Here is a 19,752-nt window from a genome sequence, read left to right as displayed (position 1 = left end):
GAGTTGATAATGCCATGATAGTTGATCGGACAAAGATTGCTGAAGGTTTAGCAAATACAGAGCCTATTCAAAAAGGAGAATCTCTCATCCCTGGTTATACAGTCATCCATCATATGCGGCGTGGGAAGGACTGTGATGTTTATTATGTCTGGGATGAGGAGCGGCTCTGTGGGTGTATTGCAAAAACCCTTCAACCCGAGTTGTTGGAAAATGAAGTCGCAAGGAGGAGGATCATCAGAGAGGGAGACTATTTAATTAAACTTTCCCACCCGAATTTGGTACGGGGATATGAGATGTTCACCAGTTCAACCCCTGTATTAATTCAGGAGACGCTGACAGGTGAAACATTATCTTATTTAATTAGAAATCTTACGAATCAAAGCAAAGTTCTTCCGCTCCAACAATTGGCACACCTTGGCATGCAGTTGTGCTCGGTTATCCATTATCTTCACTTGAACAATCTTTTACATCTTGACTTGAAGCCATCCAATATCATTTCCCAACCTCCACTGGCAAAGGTAATCGACCTTAATCTTGCTACTTCTGTGGGGGAGGTTCAAAAAGGAGTTGGAACAAAACAGTATATGGCTCCAGAGCAGGCATGTGGTGATATTCTAACAACAGCAACGGATGTTTGGGGAATTGGTGCAGTACTCTTTTTTGCAGCTACAGGCAAGCGCCCGTTCCAATCTTTTGAAGATGGAAGGTATGAACAGCTTGAGCGACCGGCGAAATCTGTACAGGTACACCGGGATGTGGATGAATTTTTTGCAGAGACCATTGACCGCTGTCTTCAGCAAGAAGCTGGTCAGCGGCCGACACTTAACGAAATCCATAACTTTCTACGTGGATTTATAGAGAAGAACACAGAAAACGAATAAAATGAGGGTATCCTTGTCTTTGCGTGATATGCTTGTGCTGTATGGATGTAGAGGCTGTGTGTATTTCTGTATACATACTGTCTCTTTTCTATGTCTCCTTCTTCCCTGTGAAACCAGAATATTATTTAATTTTACTACCAATTCACATATATATCGGTTATAAATAATATAAGTAAATATAGAAGGGAGGGATTTGTGTGCCGACGGATGATGAACGTCTATTTTCCATGTTGATTTATGTGCTTAGTTTTCCTCTGCCGATTTTAGGCCCTTTGCTTGTTTGGTTATTGAAACGTGATCAATCTGAATTTGTTGATTATCATGGTAAGGAATATTTTAATTTCTTTCTATCCTATACGATTTACGGTATTATTGGCACGGTATTAATACTTCTGCTAATTGGTATTGTTGTACTTATTGTATTAGGCATCATGGGTTTGATTTTTACGATCATGGCTGCAGTAAGATCATATCAGGGAGAGAGATACAGATTTCCATTGATCATTCGATTCATAAGTTAAGCGAACCATTTTCGGTTCGCTTTTATTCATTTCCCGTGAATATAAAAGAGATGTATAGGTCCAAATAACTGTTTTTATAATTAATTTTAGGAATCTACTAATCTTTACAAAAACTTAATTGTTTGTCTCCTTATAATGTGCCATATTAATAGTGTGTCCTGTTTTGATAGGGACACAGAATTTATGAAAATATGGGGAGGGTACAAATGAAAAAGTCAACGAAGATGAAGATGCTTAATGTGTTGTTGGTTTTTACACTTGTTTTTATGAACTTTTCTACTGTTTTTTCTGTGGCAGTATCTGCAGAAAGCAAGGATGTAGTGGCAAAGGATTTATTTATTTCCGAGTATATTGAAGGAAGTTCCTTTAATAAAGCGATTGAGATTTATAACGGGACAGGAGATTCAGTAGATTTATCTGATTATCAGGTAGAATTATATAGCAATGGAGCGAGTGAAGCCAGTCAAACTCTTGAAATGTCTGGGATGCTCGCACATGGTGACGTTTTTGTCCTTGCACACAGCAATGCTGACGAAGAAATCTTAAATCAGGTAGACGCGGAGAATTCAGCAGTTATTAATTTTAATGGAGACGATGCATTTTCTTTAAAAAAGAATGAGGAACTTATCGATGTATTAGGGTTGATTGGTGAAGGTCAAGATTATGCGAAAGATGTAACGTTGGTAAGGGACTCTTCTGTGACTGCACCTGCCCAAAGCTACAATGAAACACAGTGGGTTGAGTATACCAGTAATACTTTTGCATATTTAGGTAGCCATATAATGGATGGTGTTAATCCAACAGATCCTCCAGAGGAACCGGGCGAGCCGGGGGAAGCATATACAATTGTTGATGCCCGTGAATTAAGTGATGGTACCGCTGTATCGGTGGAAGGGATTGTAACCGCTGATAGTGAGGCCATTAGTAACGGATCACAGTTTACGACATACATACAGGATGAAACTGGTGGTATCAATCTTTTTGCATATGAACAAGGAGATTTACCTGAGCTCACAAAAGGTGACAGGGTTCAGGTTACTGGGGAACTGGATACCTACAACGGATTGAAAGAAGTTATTCCATCAACGGTGGAAATAGTAGAAAACGGGCAAACTTTGCCGGAAGCTCCGGAGATTACATTAGAAGATCTTCAGGACCCGGAAGTTGCGGAAGCTTATGAAGGTGAACGGGTACAGGTGAATGGTTTTATTAATAATATCCCGGAAAGTCCAGCAGGCGGTGGGTACAATGTTTCTGTCGTAGATGCTGATTTTAATGGAGCTACCTTGCGTGTCATGGAGAATGCGCTTGAAATGGAGCAGGTAGAATCAGAGATGTGGTATGACGTGACAGCTATTGTAAGCCAATACGACAGCTATCAGCTTATCCCTACAGAACAAGCTGACCTCCAAGTAGCAAAAGAGCAGCCGGAACCGCCATCTGCAGCAGGACTATATGAAACAACGGTGGAAAGAATTACGGACGGAGACACGATCCGTGTAGAAACACCAGTATTTGGTGAAACCCGTGTACGTTTTCTGAATATGGATACAGCTGAGACATATGCAGCCCATAATGATGACCCCGACCGGGCTGAAATCAATGAGAATCAGAAATATTATGGTGATCTGGCAACAGGTTATATCAGTGAATTAATTCAGCCTGGTGATGAAATCTACCTGAAAATAGGTGAAGAGCCGACCGATGACTATGGGAGAATTTTAGCAGAAGTCATTCGCAAAGAAGACGGGTTAAATATTAATCTGGCAATGGTAGAAGAAGGTTATGCATCAACATACTTTCTCGCGCCAATAGATGAAGATGCGTACCCTGAATATCAAAATGCAGTGAAAGAAGCAAAGGATTTAGAATTAGGGATATGGGATCAGGAAAACCCGCTATTGGAACTTCCTTTTGCTTTTCGTGCAAATGATGACCAAAAAGGATTTTTAAGATATGTTGGGAATTCTGACACAATGGAATATGTTAATCCGAATGCGTGGGGAGATGTTCCCGTAGAAAAAAGGATATTTTTCTCGAGCAGCGAAGAAGCCGAATCTTATGGTTATACTCCTGCCAGTGATGAGGAAGATCCGGGTGAGAATATTCTTGAAGTCCAATTATTGAGCCTGAATGATCTGCATGGGAAAATTGATCAGGAATATATGCTTGATCCGGATGGGAATGGCACAGAAGATATGTTTGGCCGTATGGATTATACAGCTGCAGCAATGAAAGAACGTGAGCAGGAAAATCAAAACACCTTGCTGGTTCATGCCGGGGATATGATTGGCGGCAGTTCCCCAGTATCCGGTCTCTTACAGGATGAGCCGACAGTAGAAATTATGGAAGAGATGGGATTTGATGTTGGTACGGTTGGTAATCATGAATTCGATGAAGGTACAGATGAGCTGCTTCGTATGACAGATGGTGGTGAGCACCCAGAAGGCTTGGGTACAGATGATTATGACGGCATGAACTTTCCTTTATTATGTGCGAACTGTGTTTATCAAGACAGTGGGGAAACAATTTTGCCTCCATACCATGTACAAGAAGTTGATGGAGCTGAGATTGGATTTATCGGTGTTAATACACAAGAATCTGCCAACATGGTTATGCCTGAAGGAATTCAGGATATTGCATTTACGGATGAAACAGAAGCAGTGAATGATGCGGTGGAAGAATTAACTGCACGGGGGATTGAAGCGATTATTGTGTTGGCACATATGCCAGCAGATCAGTCAGGTAAGCGTGCAACAGGTGCTGCAGCGGATATGGCAAACGAAGTGAATGATGCAGTGGATGTGATTTTTGCAGCGCATAATCATCAGGTGGTTGATGCGGTGGTGGACAATAAACTGATTGTTCAAGCTTCTGAGTATGGAAAAGCATTTGCGGATATAGATCTGGAAATTGATCGTCGGACAGGCGATATTGTTGAAAAAGAAGCAGAGGTAGTGTTCGTGAACCAGAACGATTATACGCCAAACGAGAATATTACTGTGATCTTGGATCACTATTCAGATTTAATTGCCCCGATCATGAACCAGGTTATTGGTTATAATGCAGCAGATCTTACAGGCGATTATACGAATGAAGGTGATCATGGACTGGGGAATCTGATTGCAGATGGTATGAATTGGTCAATGGATAGTGACTTCGCGATGATGAATGGTGGCGGGATCAGAGATGACCTGCTGGCGGGTGAGGTTACCTGGGGTGACCTGTACAATATTCAGCCATTTGGAAATACCTTGATGACATTTGAAATAACAGGGGCAGATCTCTACCCGATTATCAATGATCAGCTGTCACCAATCTATGGCCCTGACTACAGTGTTGCCGGATTGCATTACACATGGAATCCAGAATTGAATGAAGTTGTAGATATTACATTTCCGGATGGTACATCAATTGAAGAAGAAGAAGTGTATACATTGACAGTAAATAATTACATGGGTACATCCGAAGGTCCGATTAAAGATTTAGGGAAAAAATCGTTCATGGGAGCTGCAGATATTGATGCCACAGTAGATTTTGTTGAAAACCTTCAAACTTCCGAGGACAATCCAATCGACTATGGATCAGAAGGTAGAATCACGGAAACAAATGAAGAACCTGGCAATCCGGGAGAAGAACAACCGGTGAAAGAAGTTGAGCCGAAGAAAAATAACGGAACAGCTACGGTTCATACAAAGGATTTAGAAGTACTTGATCATGGAGTTCAAGTTGTAATCGATATTTACAATGAGAAGAAACAGCGGAAATTATTGCTGAATAAAAAACAGGTTGATATTTTAAAAGAAAAAGAGGTTACGCTTGTTGTAACAAATGGGGAAGCATCTAAGACTTTTGAGATGGTAGATGTTAAGGACAAAGTGTTGAAGGTAGACTTGAAAAATTAAGGAATTTAATGGAAAGGAAAGGATTCAGGGATGGAAAGATGCTCTGAATCCTTTTTCTTCTGCAAAACTTTCTAATCTAAATCACGCGGATTTATATTTTATAATATTCAAATATTTACAAGTGACCTTTCCTTACGTTATATTAATAGAAATAAGCTATTGCAGTTTTTGACGTTTAAGGGGGAAGAAAGTTGAAGAATGACCTGCAAAATAATAATGATTATCGATATAAAATAGCCAACCGGGAAGCATTGATTGGTGTTGGGCTAGTCATTTTCAATTTTATATGGTGGTATGGATTTGCCTATGGATTAGGAAGCAAGGACCCTAGGGAATATGCATATATTTTTGGTTTACCAGCATGGTTTTTTTATAGTTGTGTGATTGGATTTGTGGTAATGGCTGTGCTTGTTACAATTGTTGTAAAAAAATTCTTTGTGGAAGTACCCTTTGATGAAGGTGAAAATAAATGAACTGGCAGGCGATTATTCCGTTAATTGGGTTCTTAGTCCTTATGTTTGCTATTGGTATACTGGCAAGCAGGCGAGTCCGGTCTACCAGCTCGTTCCTTGAGGAGTATTTTTTAGGTGAAAGAAGTTTGGGCGGATTTGTTCTAGCGATGACAATGACGGCTACATACGGCAGTGCAAGCAGTTTCATTGGTGGGCCAGGTACTGCATATACTGAAGGACTCGGTTGGGTATTGCTGGCAATGTCACAGGTTGCTACCGGTTATTTTATTTTGATGGTATTAGGTAAAAAATTTGCGATTGTAACAAGAAAATATAAAGCAGTTACAATGGTGGATTTTTTAAAGGAACGGTATCAGTCCAAATGGGTGGTATTGTTTTCAGCTGTTAGTATTATTATCTTTTTGTTCTCCGCGATGGCAGCACAGTGGATTGGTGGTGCGAGGCTAATCGAATCATTGACTGGCCTTACATATACGACGGCATTGTTTATTTTCGCTGCATCTGTATTGGTTTATGTGACAATCGGAGGTTTCAGGGCAGTGGCTTTGACAGATGCGGTTCAAGGTAGTGTCATGTTTATAGGGACACTGATTCTATTAATTGCAACAATCATCGCAGGTGGAGGAATCTCGGCGATTATATCTGATCTTGCTGCGGAAAATCCTAACCTGATCACTCCCTTTGGTGCAGAAGGGACCTTGACACCTACCTATGTGTCCTCTTTTTGGATTCTTGTTGGGGTTGGTGTGGTTGCTTTGCCACAGGTGACAGTACGGGCAATGTCCTATAATAACTCCAGGTCCATGCACCGGGCATTGATAATTGGCACGATTGTCGTCGGCTTTATTATGCTTAATATGCATTTGATTGGTGTATTTGCCCGCCCAATCTTACCGGGGATTGAAGTTGGTGATCGGGTCATGCCTCTTATTGCACTTGAGGTACTGCCTGCATGGCTTGCGGGCCTTGTACTGGCGGCGCCAATGGCAGCAATTATGTCGACGGTGGATTCTTTATTATTATTGGTCAGTTCAACCGTAGTGAAAGATGTTTACTTAAATTATGTGGAGCCGAAAGCATCACATAAAAAGGTGATGCGCTTAAGTATTGGTGTAACAGCGGCTTTGGGAATTATTGTCTTCTTAATGTCGTTGAACCCCCCTAATTTGATTATATGGCTGAATCTCTTTGCATTCGGCGGATTGGAAGCTGCATTTATCTGGCCAATTGTGCTTGGTCTTTATTGGAGCAAGGGAAATAAATATGGCGCGCTTTCCTCGATGATCGCTGGGGTGGGGCTGTATGTTCTATCCGATACATTTTTCCCACAGCCGCTTGGTTTACATTCGGTTGTGCTGCCGGTGATTTTTTCGTTCGTTGTCTATGTTGTAGTTAGCTTAATGACACAGAATAGAATGATTGCGGATAAAGTATAGTGGAAGCTGTTTGTTTATGGGTGGAGTTAAAATCAATTACTAGAAGAAGAACGAGCTGGATTTGATGCCGGCTCGTTCTTCTTTCTTTTATTTTGAATGTATTTGGCTTTGTGCTTGTGCAAATTGCACAAAATAGTCCAGGGAGTCTTCATTGCTTAAGGAACCTTTATTAACTACCTTTTCAACTGGTTTGCCCATTAGTATTTTTTTAACTGGGATTTCTAATTTTTTCCCGTTTAATGTTTTCGGAAAATCTTTCACTTCATATATTCCTGTTGGCACATGGCGTGGCGAGCAATGTGTCTGAATTTGTTTTTTAATTGTTTGCTGAATTTCTTCTGTTAATTCATAGCCTTCCTTCATGATGACGAACAACGGGGTGGTCGAACTCCCGTTATCATCGGGAATATCCACAATTAAACTATCGGAAACTTCTTTCACCTGATCGACTGCGCGGTATATTTCACTTGAGCCAATGCGAATGCCGCCCCGGTTGATTGTCGCATCAGAACGTCCATAAATCACCGCTGTTTGTCGGTCTGTAATTTTTAAGTAATCACCATGACACCATATGCCCGGGAATACATCAAAATAACTTTCATGGAGACGAGTGCCATTTTCGTCATTCCAAAAGTAAATCGGCATGGAAGGGAAAGGTTCTGTTAGTACTAATTCCCCGACTTCTTCTATCTCAGGCTTACCTTGTTCATTATAGCTTTCTATTTTCGCTCCAAGGCCCCGGCATTGCAATTCACCCGCATATACAGGTAAAACCGGAGCTCCTAAGATAAATGCTGTACAGACATCTGTCCCCCCGCTTGCTGAGGCAATCCATAAATCATTTTTCACATTTTCATAACACCATTGAAATCCTTCCGGTGGTAATGGTGATCCAGTGGAACTGATATTTTTCAAATGGGTTAAGTCAAATTCCTTTCCGGGATTGAGTTCCTCTTTCATGCATGCAGTGATATAACTTGCGCTTGTTCCGAAGACAGTCATCCTCGTTTCTTCCGCAAATTTCCAAAGCATTTTCTTATCTGGATAGGCAGGGTTTCCGTCATAAAGGATAACGGTACTGCCAGTCAGCAGTCCGCTGACAAGGAAGTTCCACATCATCCAGCCGGTTGTTGTGAACCAGAAGAAACGGTCATCTTTCCCCAAGTCTTCATGAAGGGTCAATACTTTCAGGTGTTCAAGTAAAATCCCGCCCTGGCTTTGAACAATTGGTTTGGGTTTTCCGGTTGTACCTGAAGAATACAACACCCATAATGGATCATTAAAGGGAACATGTTCGTACGTAAGATCGATTTGTGCTTCAGATGCAGTGGCATCTTCCCAAGTCTGTGCATTTTGGAGCTTGCTGAAATCAGCAGATTCTTTCAGGTAAGGAATTCCAATCGTTGCCTCCAACGTGGACAGCTCGGATTGAATATTTTCAACCACTTCCATGCGATTGAAATCCTTTCCGCTGTAGCGGTAGCCGTCAACGGTAATCATCACTTTTGGTTCGATTTGTTTGAAACGGTCAATTACACTTTGTGTCCCGAAATCCGGAGATGCACTTGACCAGATGGCACCAATGCTTGCTGAAGCCAGAAAGGCTACAATAGATTCATAGATATTCGGTACATAGGCAACAATACGGTCCCCTTTTGTAACCCCCAGACTTTTTAGTGTCTGCTGAAGTGCTGCTGTATCCTGATAGAGCTGCTTCCAGCTAATTTCAGCTCGCTCTCGTAATTCTGAGGCATGAATAATAGCAGCTTTATCTTCTTCTCTATTTCTGAAAATATGCTCGGTGTAATTGATGGTAGCCTCCGGAAACCATTTGGCCCCAGGCATTTCATGTGAGGATAAGATAGTTTTGTATGGGTGCTTCGCTTGTATATCAAAGTATTCCCACTGTGATTCCCAAAACTGTTCCACTTCATTAACCGACCATTTCCAGAGGGAGTGATAATCTTCAAAGTTTAATTTTTTATGTTCCTTTAACCATTTCATATAATTATAAATGTTTGAGTGCTGCTTCCGTTTTTCATCAGGCTCCCATAATAAGGTTCCTTCTTTTATTTTACTCATCCAACCCCTCCTGGAACTTACATTGATTACTATTATTATATGAAAACGTTTTCTATATGTAAAGCTATACTCTGCTTCTGTGTTTTTAATTAGATTCTTTTCGGAAGTTTTGTTGTCTTTATCTCTCACAGTTGTTATAAATGCGACGTAATCTAACAGTGATTTTCTCTCATCTTTTACAAACTAGGTGCTAGCCCAGCGCTGCTAAAAAATACTTGCTTTCCACGAGGAACCCTTTAGCCTCGGTCCAACACGATGTTGGTCACATAGGCGTAGTCCCGTCCTGGTAAGCGTAACCGAAGTCCCGATCTTTTGGAAAACAGTATGTAAGCAAAAAATCTCTCGCTCCTGATGCGAGAGATTCGGTATTATTGTTCTGCCAGTTTATCTGCGAATACTTTCACATATGGCGGCAGGTCAGGTGGACGGCGACTTGATACAAGATGACCGTCAACGACTACTTCCTCGTCGCTCCATGTCGCTCCCGCATTAGCCATATCATCTTTTATTCCTGGTGTGCTGGTCACTTTTTTGTCTTTTAGGATGTCTGCTGAAATAAGTACCCAGCCGGCGTGGCAAATTTGCCCGATCAGTTTCTTTTCCTCATTCATTTCCTTAACAAATTGCAACACCTCAGGATAACGTCTCAGTTTGTCCGGCGCCCATCCACCAGGCACAAGGATAGCATCGTAATCGGCTGATTTAATATCAGTGAATGCATAATCAGATTCTGCAGGAACGCCGTATTTCCCAATATATTTTGTCTTGGCTTCTTTTCCGATTAAATCTACTTGGGCACCTTCTTCCTGAAGGCGTAAAACCGGATACCAAAGTTCCAGATCTTCAAAATCATGTTCTACGAGTGCGATAACTTTTTTATCATTCAGTCGCATGTAATCCCTCCAAGTTTTGATACTTCAATTGTAACAGAGAGTGGATGTGATTTCGATTTTCATGCTAATGCAGATACATGTCGCTAAAAGCTACTTCACTATTTCTTTTTCTGTAATTCATTATTTAATGCAGCCTCCACTTTTTTGTAATAAAGGTAATATCCGGTCCCAAACAAAGAATAAATTAGCATAAATACAAGGATACTTCCAATGAAAGCCCATGGTGTGACAGGTATCCAGCCAACTGTTAAGGCAACAATAAAGTAAAAGATAATGGAAATGCTAAAATGAATGATCGTTTTCTTTAAATAACTTGATTCGTTCATCTCAAAAATAAAAGAAGATAATCCAAAGTAGATACCCACCACTAAACTTGCCAGCATATGCTGCCAAACTTCTGAAACGGAAGCCTCCAAGTTATTGAATTTCATAATGGAAAGGGCAATAAATGTAAATATACCTCCAAAAGCAATGCCTGTGGTAATTCGTCTGAGTATCTCAATTATCATATGTCTGGCCTCCCTGCATTAATTGCTCCTTGATTGGTCTTACATACTTTCTGGTAATATATTCTTTATTTCCAGAATGAAAATAAACACACAGGTTTCCATTAAACGCTAGTTCAAACCGCTCAATCTGGTTAAGGTTGCCGATAACGGATTTTGAAAAGCGCATAAAGTTATAGGGAGCTAAAATTTCTTCTACTTCATACAATTTCATTCTTATTTCGATTTTTCGTTTTTTTACAGCTGCGAATATTTTTCTGTTTTCAGCATAAACAAAGTCAATATTTTTTGGGTCAAGAAGTATGGTTTGTTCCTCATCGACTCCAAATAAGCGTCTCTGTTTTCCTTTTTTCAGGGTCCTGACAATTTCCTCCAACTCTTTAGACCATTCCTTCGCCTGAATCGTTATCTGTGTTTCTTCATGGCTGTCGTCAATATCAATGTTCACTTTCATTGATCATTCCTCCAATTTACCTATCCTCTGGCTTGTTTTAAAAAGGTAGGATAGCGAATCCATGCGATAATAAATCCTGCTAACCCAAATCCGAAAAGAATCAGGGACGTTTGTATGAGGTCGCCAAATAGCAATGTTCCTTCCATCGCATCTTGAAAAGCCTGATGTGCCCAGGATTGTGGCAGAAACTTGCTGATTGTCTGCATGATATCCGGCATCATATCTACTGGCATCATTTGTCCGCCAAGCAAAGCCCCGCCAAGTGCAATGACTTGCGTAAGGGCAATCCCCATATTATTTGTTTTTACTAGCAGGGCGAGCGCCAATCCAATTCCGGTAACAGTAAATGTTAGAAATACAGCCAGCACCAGTAAATGGAGCGGCTGTTCCAATGGGATATTGTACACAAGCATGCCAAACAGAAAGAGAATGACAATCTGTATAAGTACAATAAACATATTCGGTATCCATTTTCCGAGCAAATAGAAATAAGATGAAAGTGGTGTGCTTGCAATTCTAGCTGTCATACCAAGCTCCCTGTCCTTTAGTACCGTTTCAACCATATTAATCATAATGAAAAAGACAAACATTACGGTGTAGCCTGGAACAATGGACAGAATTATTTGGTCACGTATGGCTGATTCCGTTCCGGAGGTGAGCACAGCTATAAATAAAACTGTGAAAATAATCGGCAAAATCAACATCCAGAATAATAGACCTCTGTCCTGCAAATACTTTTTCATTTCCATTGAAATGATTGCATTCATAATTAAACCTCACTTTCATTATTTTACCATAATTCAGTCTCTTAATTGGCTGCCGGTTAAAGAAAAGAAGATATCCTCCAAGCGTGGTTGCATCAGCTCTAAGCGTTCTATATTCACACTATTTATTCGGCAATGACGTGATACTGCTTCCATTTCCTGAAGCGGATTGCTGGTTGATAATACATATCCGCTTCCTTTTTTTGTTAGTGAACCAAACGGTTTGATGTTTTTCGGCAAACCATGTTCACCTTTGATAAAAATAGAAGGCTCAGCATACCTCTCTAGCAGGCTTTCAATATGTCCATCTTCAACAATATTCCCCCTGTCAATAAATGCCACATCTTCACAGAGTTGTTCCACTTCTTCCATATAATGGCTCGCGTAAATAATGGTGCAACCTCTATCTTTAAACGCTTCAATCAATTGAAAGATATAGCGGCGTGATTGTGGATCAATCCCCACTGTAGGTTCATCCATAATAATTACATTTGGATGATGCATGATAGCACAGCCAATATTCAGACGCCGCTTCATACCTCCTGAAAAAGTGGTTACCCTGGCTTTTCCTTTTTCTATCAGTCCGACCTCTGTCAAGACCTCATTTGCGCGATTCGTTAGTTGTTTTCCTTTCAGACCGTAAAGTCTTCCGAAAAAATATAGATTATCGAGTGCGGTTAGTGTTTGTTCCAGACAGATTTCCTGGGGGATGTAGCCAATCTGCTTTTTATAATGCTTATTGATAGTATTATGGCCAAAATAAATGTCACCTTGATAATCCTCAATGACGGAAGCGAGAATTTTGAGCAATGTTGATTTTCCAGCTCCATTTGGGCCAACAAGACCATAGCAGCTCCCATTAGCAACGGAAAGGTTGACATTTTTCAATGCAGTATTTTTGCCATAGTGCTTATTGATCTGCTTCATTGTTAGCATCTCTTTCACCATCCTTTCTTATTTCTTTAAGTATGGCAGGATGGAATTTTAAGTTGTTAACAAATGGAATAACATGAAGTGATTTATGTTTGAACACACCGTAATTGTGTATATCTATAACAGAGCAAATAAAATACGAAGCAGCCCTCTCGGAACAGCTTCGTTTGCAAAAAGTTTTATAAAATATTTCAGATTAGTTTTGATAACTTTCACCATATTTCACAAATGTTTTTTCATCTTCAATAAGCCCGCATGAACCGCATTGGATTCTGTATTGAGGTCCATTATAAATAGTATGGAAAACTTCCACACTTTCATTTGTGTAATCCTGAATAACTTCCCCTGTTTGTGGGTCCATTTTCACCGGATTTGCTACTTGTTCAATAATATTAAATCGGGAGCGGTTCGTCTTACAATTAGGACATCTGTATGGTTGACTCACAATAACACCTCCTTAAAGTATTATTCCTGTATAACAGGTGGTTTATGTGCCTCAGGAGGTTCCTTTTCAAAATTGCCAGGTGAGAACACTGGCCAAGAAAACAGTAAAGGGAAAAACCGGTCAGGTTCTATAAACGTGACCGGTTTTTTTATCCAAACCATTGTTTTAATTTTGAAAGAAAGGATCCAGAATCTTTAGCTGGTTCTTCCTTATCTTTTTCCGTTTCATCCTTAATAAAAATGTCTTCTTTATCAATCGCATGATCATAGGTTAGAACAGCACCAATTTCGGTATCGTTCTCCTCATTTGTAATGGTAGTGTACGGTATATTATATTTATTGGCCAAAGCCTTTTCTTCCTTTAAAAATCGATAAGATACGTCACCATTGATTAATAATTTAGCATCTTTATGTTCTTGCATTGCTTCATCTAATTTTGCAAGACCGGAATCAGACATGACCTGTCCTTTCGTCAGCGCAATTACAATACGCTCCCTCAGTGTCCCCAAAAACTGCTTTCGTTCAGCATCCTTTGGCAATCTTTTACCATATATTCCTTCTGTTATATAATCGTCAACGGATTTATTGCTCATCGTTATCCCTCGCCTCACTTTATATTGCCTTTCATTAATTGTACAAAGTTATAAGAGGAGAGGCAATTTAGAAGACCTGACTTTCCGACAAGATTTTAGCAGTAATCCTTAGTTGTAAAGACTTGACCCTAAATAAAGGAACAGTCTGAGCCCGGCCGAATTATTTCCTCTTCGCGCGTTTTTCTGCTGCCCGGCTTCTTGACTGGGCTTCTTTATCATCATGGTCAGCGAATTCTTCAGCAAACTCCACGTCTTTACCGTCTGTCAGCTGATTCTTTGGTGTTTGTGCCAAAAAACTGTTTTTTGATTTATTGTGTTCATCTCTACCCATGTTTTCACCTCTTTTGAAGTATTGTATTCACAGGTAGTATGTGCGCAAGCGTTGAATCTTATTTAACTTGAAGATTATTTTCTGTCTCCGCCTAATATATCAAATAGTCCTCCCGCAAGGCTTCCTTCCCCTTTTGAACCACCTCTTTCAGGCGCTGCGGCAAAGATTCTGCTTGCAAGTCTGCTGAATGGAAGAGATTGGATCCAGACAACACCGGGTCCACGCAATGTTGCAAAAAATAAACCTTCCCCACCGAATAAAGCTGTTTTAATGCCACCAATGTATTCAATGTTATAATCCACATCACCAGTCATTGCAACAAGACAGCCTGTATCAACTTTTAGTGTTTCACCTGCGTTCAGCACCTTTTTCTGAATCGTACCACCTGCATGTACAAAAGCCATTCCGTCGCCCTCCAGCTTTTGCATGATGAAACCTTCTCCACCGAAAAATCCTGTTCCTACTTTGCGCTGGAATTCAATGCCAACAGATACGCCTTTTGCTGCAGCCAAAAATGCATCTTTTTGACAGATTAGTTTTCCATTGATCTCACTTAAATCCATGGGAATTATTTTCCCGGGATATGGTGAGGCAAAAGCGACCTGTTTTTTCCCATTGCCTTCATTTGTGAATGTAGTCATGAATAGACTTTCACCAGTTATTACACGTTTTCCTGCCCCAAGGAGTTTACCTACAAAGCCCTGCTGGTTCTCTGATCCGTCTCCAAAAATTGTCTCCATCCGGATATGCTCATCCATCATCATCAGACTTCCTGCCTCGGCAATTACGGTTTCTTGCGGATCAAGTTCAACTTCAACAAATTGCATATCATCGCCATGAAGCACGTAATCAATTTCATGGTTATTCATTTTTCCATCCCCTTTAATTTAATGGTTATAAATACGTTTCATTTTCAAATAAGATTCATTTTGATAATATACTATATTTTTCACATACTAAAAATAGAAGAAGGATGAAAAAAGGAGGATATTACATGGTAAACAGAGATGAAACCTGTAAAGCTTGTGAAGGAACCGGAATGCTTTCTGATGATGAAGGCTGGCAATATAAATGCAGCGTTTGTCATGGTGATGGATTATACAATCAAACAGATGCTTCAAAAGGCGTGAGAATCATGTCAGTAGATGAGAATAATCGCTTGCTGGATTAACTTTAGGATAAACGATAAGGCCAAATGAGAATGATAACATAAAACAAAGGGTGCACCACCTTAGGCGGTCACCCTTTGTCATTTAATGTGGCATGTTTCCTTGTGCTGGTGCGAAACTATTCATATATGCCTGCATATCTGCTTGCTTCAGCTGTGGAACCTGATAATATTGATTTTTATTCTGATATAAAAATACTTCATATGCCATTTCGATTAAATTTGGTATACTATCAGCAAATACTCTGCGTAAAACAGGATTTGTTGTTTCCAATGAAGCGGTTGTAAATGCAGTTGCTGATGCCTTTAATTGTGCCATCATAAAGCTGGAAATACATTGATCATTCAATTCATTTACAGACTGGGCAGGTGTTTTCGGCGGAGAAGGCTGCATCCCGTAAACCACATTATTTCCTTGTGCCATGTTGTAGGTTTGCGTTTCTATGGCTGGCTTCTGACCAGTTTGTAATGTTTCTACCAGCGTATTATACAATTGAGTCAAAAATGCTTTATGCTGTTGAAGCATCGTCTTTAATTCCGGATCTTGAATATGTTGTTCGTATAATAATCCGTGTTCCATTCCTCCGACAAGTCCGGATATTGCTTCATGTGCATCGAACATCTCGTGACCGCCATGACTTTGCTGATCCGCCATTTGTGAGGAATCCTGCATGTTTTTCTGCTGTTGGTTTTGCAATGAAATAACCTCCTTCAAGTAGTCTTGATTATTTTAAGCAGAAATGAATAAGTTATACTTACAACACTGGATATTTAGTTGTATAATTTAATTTTAAAAATGGACAAAGGAGAGAGTGCATGTCTGAACAATCACCTGATAACAGAGAAACTATAAACGAAGAAGGAAAAAATATAGAAGTTTGGGAAGACGTAGTAAATATCAAGGATTTGCTTTTAAGTATGATCATTTGCAGTGCTTGCGCCCTTGGTGGTTATCTCATTGCTCCAAATGAACCGCCACAGCCGCTAATCTATGGTTTGGTCGGAGTGGTCATCGGGTTTATCGCCAGCAGTCTGATCATTAAACCGAAACGTACACTTCGATTTGAGGATGAGGAGAACTAGGAGATGGATGTTACAATAATTTTTGAAATGATTGCTGCTTCTGTATTTGGAGCGGTATTATATACAGTAATTGGAATTGCCCCGGGGACAGATGAGACTGCAGTATTAGCTCCGATAACGATGGTGCTTGTTCTGACCGGTATGGAACCGATTGTTATTTTAGCCTTTTTTATCGCTGCTATAGTTGCAAAAAAATTAGCGGATTCCATTCCTGTTGCGATAGCGGGAATTCCTGGAGGCGTATTATCAGCCCCGATGGTGGATCATGCGATGGTGCTGAAACAACATGGCCTTCCGGATGTCAGTATTCGTAAAATGGCTTCAGGTTCTGTGATTGGTACAATCAATTCTGTGCCATTAAGTTTATTCCTGGCAAACCTGCTCATTCCTTTAGGGGATGTTATTGCTGAATATTCCAGCCAAATATTCTTTTTTGGTGCCGTGTTTTTAGCATTAATGACGAAAAACAGATGGCTGGCTTTACTTTCTATTGTCCCTTTTGCCTTGCTCATTCAAGGGCTGAGACATTTATATTGGGGAGTAGGTGCTGTGCCGGAAGATGTTACGGTATTCACTTCCTTTTTTCTTGGAATTACAATCGGGCCGATAATTTTACGATTATTTGAATTGCTGAATAAGGATATCCTTAATAGCCTGCCACGCCGTCATATGAATGATATTAAATTGAAACGGCAAAAGCCTGTAAAAGGTTTCCCAAATCCCTTTAAGATTTTGGATAAGAAAGAAATTGGTTCTTCCACCTTTGGTTCTGTTTTAGGGGTGCTAACTTTCTTTATGAGTCCAGCAGGGATGACCATATTTTTGGGGGAAACATTATCAAGCCGAATAAAAGACCCAATTAAAAAAGCATCCCGTGCCATTTCAAGTATGGATGGAGTGACAAATGCTGCATATATTGCCGGAACGTTAATTCCTTTAATCGCGATTGGTGTGCCGGTATCACCAACAGCTCTTGGGCCGGGGATAGCATTATTTAACGCACCACCTGTTTTTACGGAGGACCGTAATTTGCATCATCTTCTTTCTACAGGTGACTTTATTGTGGCAACATTAATTGGAGCCATTATTGCAATTAGTTTGACCTATTTTGTTACCATCAAATATTCCCAGCAGATTTGTACATTTGTATTCAGATACATACCGCATGAAGCATTGCTGGGAGTGTTTTTCGGTCTTGTATTGATGCTTGCTTATATGGATGCAGGCTTAATCAATATTGGTGGTGTATTGCTAATTGGGCTGGTAGCAGGACTCCTGCACCGCTGGGGTGTCAATTATGGTGTGCAATTTATGGTGTTGTACGCGGCACCGTGGATTGTGACTCAGTTGGTGTTATAACTAAACATATGCTACAGGAAAGCTTTGATATCAGGCATGGGCATGTAAGTGCCAATGCCTGTTTTTTTTGAAACCTATTCGTATAATAATCGTACAATAATTATGACAAAAAATTTATAAAAGACGAAGTAACTTGAAATTATGGTTGGTGCTTTTAACCGCTGCGGAAATATACTACGCTTTCCGCGGGTGACCCGTGAGCCTCCTCGAACTCCGTTCTGCGGGGTCTCACTCTGGCCACTGTTCCCACAGGAGTCTCCGTATATTTCCTTCGCTGATATGTGCATTACAACTTCATTAAGTACTTATGTGATCGTTGATTGGAGCGGAGGACCGTTGACTCCAGCGGGAACAGCACGTGTCTGAAGACCCCGCAGCGGTGAATTAAAGAACATAGGCTAAGAACGCCCCGTCCTAGGGCAACGCCTATGTGACCAACATCGTGTTGGCCCGAGGCTGAAGCCGTGCCCGCGGAAAGCAACGGTCCGTAGCGGAAATCGACATAGCAGTTACTTCGTCTTTTATATCAACTGCGTGGATTAAAATCAACAGAGCTTACGAAAAGGGGTCTAATATTATCGCAGTATGTGGAGGAAAAAAGATGAAAAAATGCATGATTGCAATATTATTTATACTTATTTTTGTAATTGGGTGCAATAAGGGGAGTGAACAACCTAACGCACGAGAAGGAGGTAATCCGGTTATGGAAACATTGGCTGATTCATGGTCTGGTTCGATTGAAGTTCCGGGTCAGCCGCTTAATATTGTCGTGGAATTCGCAAATGATGAGGAGTTAACAGGCACAATCAGTATTCCTGTTCAAGGCCTACAGAACTACCCCCTTTCCATCATCAATGTAGAGGAGGAAAGTATTTTTTTCACGATGGAAATACAGGGACAGTCAATCTCATTTGATGGAAAAGTGGACGAAGAAACGATTACAGGAGACTTTAAACAGAACGGGCAAACCTTCCCCTTCGAACTAACAAAAGGAGCTGCTACTTCTGAACCGGAAGAAGATGGTGAGTTTCTTGAAGTAGAAACAGAAATTGGAACACTCTATGGTGAAGTGGAGATGCCTGATGGAAATGGGCCTTTTCCGGTAATGCTTATTATCCCGGGATCTGGTCCAACAGATCGTAATGGTAATTCACCTGGAGCACGAAATGACAGTTTGAAATTTGTTGCTGAAGAACTTGCCGCAAATGGGGTGGCCAGTCTCCGTTATGATAAGCGAGGAGCGGGTGAAAATAGAAAGGCGATTATTGCCGAAGAAGAATTACAATTTGAACAATTCATTGATGATGCTGTTACGTGGGTGGAACTGTTAAAAGAAGAGGAGAATTTTACAGAGGTAGGGATAATTGGTCATAGTCAAGGTTCTTTAGTTGGTATGCTGGCGGCGCGTGATACAGAGGTAGACACATTTATATCACTGGCTGGTGCCGGGCGTTCTATTGATGAAGTTTTACATGATCAATTACGTGAACAGCTGCCGGGAGATCTCATGAAGGAATCTGAAGAGATCCTGCAGCAGCTTAAAGAAGGAAAAGTGGTCGAGAATGTCAGCGAGGAACTACAAAGTGCTTTTCGGCCATCGGTTCAACCCTTTATCTCTTCGTGGATGCAATATGAGCCCACAGAAGAAATAGCAAAATTGGATATTCCAACCCTTGTTATAAATGGGAAAAACGACCTGCAGGTTTCACCAGACGAAGCAGAAATGCTTCAGGAGGCAAAAGAGGATGCAGTATTGGTGCTTATCGATAAGATGAACCATGTTTTAAAGGAAGCGCCGGGAGATGAAGAAGGTAATTTACAAACCTATAATGATCCGGACCTTCCGTTGGCGGACGGTCTGATAGATGCACTGGTCGAATTTTTAAATAGCTAATTAAATGTTTGAGATGAGGATAATAATAAAGA

The 19,752-nt window shown here is 40.6% G+C and carries 20 protein-coding genes; 9 read left to right on the top strand and 11 right to left on the bottom strand.

Annotated elements, in window-relative coordinates:
- Positions 1-14: 14 nt before the first annotated feature.
- The 5 genes from ACZ427_RS15525 to panF all read left to right on the top strand — a co-directional run bounded on the left by ACZ427_RS15525 (position 15) and on the right by panF (position 7,216).
- Positions 15-881, top strand: coding sequence for a serine/threonine-protein kinase (locus ACZ427_RS15525; protein ID WP_461176992.1), 867 nt, complete (start codon positions 15-17; stop codon positions 879-881).
- Positions 882-1,078: 197 nt separating this feature from the next.
- The gene (locus ACZ427_RS15520; protein ID WP_461176991.1) at positions 1,079-1,402 is read left to right on the top strand and encodes a DUF4870 domain-containing protein; all 324 of its coding nucleotides are present in this window, start codon (positions 1,079-1,081) and stop codon (positions 1,400-1,402) included.
- 206 nt (positions 1,403-1,608) lie between these two features.
- On the top strand, positions 1,609-5,307 hold the full coding sequence (locus tag ACZ427_RS15515; RefSeq protein WP_461176990.1) for a 5'-nucleotidase C-terminal domain-containing protein: 3,699 nt from the start codon (positions 1,609-1,611) through the stop codon (positions 5,305-5,307).
- 191 nt (positions 5,308-5,498) lie between these two features.
- The gene (locus tag ACZ427_RS15510) at positions 5,499-5,780 is read left to right on the top strand and encodes a YhdT family protein (RefSeq protein ID WP_461176989.1); all 282 of its coding nucleotides are present in this window, start codon (positions 5,499-5,501) and stop codon (positions 5,778-5,780) included.
- Positions 5,777-7,216, top strand: coding sequence for a sodium/pantothenate symporter (gene panF, locus ACZ427_RS15505; protein WP_461176988.1), 1,440 nt, complete (start codon positions 5,777-5,779; stop codon positions 7,214-7,216). Before ACZ427_RS15510 ends, panF begins: the two co-directional genes overlap by 4 nt.
- An 87-nt stretch (positions 7,217-7,303) precedes the next feature.
- Here the strand turns inward: panF and ACZ427_RS15500 are convergent, their stop codons facing one another.
- The 10 genes from ACZ427_RS15500 to ACZ427_RS15455 form a co-directional block, all read right to left on the bottom strand.
- On the bottom strand, positions 7,304-9,298 hold the full coding sequence (locus tag ACZ427_RS15500) for an acetoacetate--CoA ligase (RefSeq protein ID WP_461176987.1): 1,995 nt from the start codon (positions 9,296-9,298) through the stop codon (positions 7,304-7,306).
- A gap of 368 nt (positions 9,299-9,666) precedes the next feature.
- Positions 9,667-10,191 (bottom strand): type 1 glutamine amidotransferase domain-containing protein, encoded by a 525-nt coding sequence (locus ACZ427_RS15495; RefSeq protein WP_461176986.1) that lies wholly within the window; start codon positions 10,189-10,191, stop codon positions 9,667-9,669.
- A gap of 98 nt (positions 10,192-10,289) precedes the next feature.
- Entirely contained in the window at positions 10,290-10,700 is a 411-nt protein-coding gene (locus ACZ427_RS15490; protein WP_461176985.1) for a DUF3021 domain-containing protein, read from the bottom strand.
- On the bottom strand, positions 10,690-11,151 hold the full coding sequence (locus ACZ427_RS15485) for a LytTR family DNA-binding domain-containing protein (RefSeq protein ID WP_461176984.1): 462 nt from the start codon (positions 11,149-11,151) through the stop codon (positions 10,690-10,692). The genes ACZ427_RS15490 and ACZ427_RS15485 overlap by 11 nt, the downstream gene beginning before the upstream one ends.
- Positions 11,152-11,171: 20 nt before the next feature.
- Positions 11,172-11,918, bottom strand: a complete 747-nt coding sequence (locus tag ACZ427_RS15480) for an ABC transporter permease (protein WP_461176983.1) — start codon at positions 11,916-11,918, stop codon at positions 11,172-11,174.
- Between the two features lie 33 nt (positions 11,919-11,951).
- Positions 11,952-12,842, bottom strand: a complete 891-nt coding sequence (locus tag ACZ427_RS15475) for an ABC transporter ATP-binding protein (RefSeq protein WP_461176982.1) — start codon at positions 12,840-12,842, stop codon at positions 11,952-11,954.
- 202 nt (positions 12,843-13,044) lie between these two features.
- Complete coding sequence (locus tag ACZ427_RS15470; protein WP_461176981.1) at positions 13,045-13,293, bottom strand: DNA alkylation repair protein; 249 nt, start codon at positions 13,291-13,293, stop codon at positions 13,045-13,047.
- A gap of 148 nt (positions 13,294-13,441) precedes the next feature.
- Positions 13,442-13,885, bottom strand: coding sequence for a YueI family protein (locus tag ACZ427_RS15465; RefSeq protein WP_461176980.1), 444 nt, complete (start codon positions 13,883-13,885; stop codon positions 13,442-13,444).
- A gap of 160 nt (positions 13,886-14,045) precedes the next feature.
- Positions 14,046-14,216, bottom strand: coding sequence for a YfhD family protein (locus ACZ427_RS15460; protein ID WP_461176979.1), 171 nt, complete (start codon positions 14,214-14,216; stop codon positions 14,046-14,048).
- Between the two features lie 74 nt (positions 14,217-14,290).
- Positions 14,291-15,085, bottom strand: a complete 795-nt coding sequence (locus tag ACZ427_RS15455; protein WP_461176978.1) for a TIGR00266 family protein — start codon at positions 15,083-15,085, stop codon at positions 14,291-14,293.
- Positions 15,086-15,210: 125 nt separating this feature from the next.
- Between ACZ427_RS15455 and ACZ427_RS15450 the strand changes: the two genes are divergently transcribed.
- Positions 15,211-15,387: a hypothetical protein gene (locus ACZ427_RS15450; RefSeq protein ID WP_461176977.1), complete on the top strand. Its 177-nt coding sequence runs from the start codon at positions 15,211-15,213 to the stop codon at positions 15,385-15,387.
- Positions 15,388-15,469: 82 nt separating this feature from the next.
- Here ACZ427_RS15450 and ACZ427_RS15445 read toward each other — a convergent pair whose 3' ends face one another.
- Positions 15,470-16,081, bottom strand: a complete 612-nt coding sequence (locus ACZ427_RS15445; protein ID WP_461176976.1) for a spore coat protein — start codon at positions 16,079-16,081, stop codon at positions 15,470-15,472.
- A gap of 119 nt (positions 16,082-16,200) precedes the next feature.
- Here ACZ427_RS15445 and ACZ427_RS15440 point away from each other — a divergent pair, with 119 nt between their 5' ends.
- From ACZ427_RS15440 to ACZ427_RS15430, 3 genes are all read left to right on the top strand, one after another.
- Positions 16,201-16,467, top strand: coding sequence for a hypothetical protein (locus ACZ427_RS15440; protein WP_461176975.1), 267 nt, complete (start codon positions 16,201-16,203; stop codon positions 16,465-16,467).
- Positions 16,468-16,470: 3 nt separating this feature from the next.
- The gene (locus ACZ427_RS15435; protein ID WP_461176974.1) at positions 16,471-17,826 is read left to right on the top strand and encodes a tripartite tricarboxylate transporter permease; all 1,356 of its coding nucleotides are present in this window, start codon (positions 16,471-16,473) and stop codon (positions 17,824-17,826) included.
- 601 nt (positions 17,827-18,427) lie between these two features.
- On the top strand, positions 18,428-19,720 hold the full coding sequence (locus ACZ427_RS15430) for an alpha/beta hydrolase family protein (RefSeq protein WP_461176973.1): 1,293 nt from the start codon (positions 18,428-18,430) through the stop codon (positions 19,718-19,720).
- Positions 19,721-19,752: the final 32 nt, after the last annotated feature.

It is taken from the genome of Virgibacillus ainsalahensis (assembly GCF_055380755.1).
This window is presented reverse-complemented; position numbering and strand designations above follow the sequence as displayed.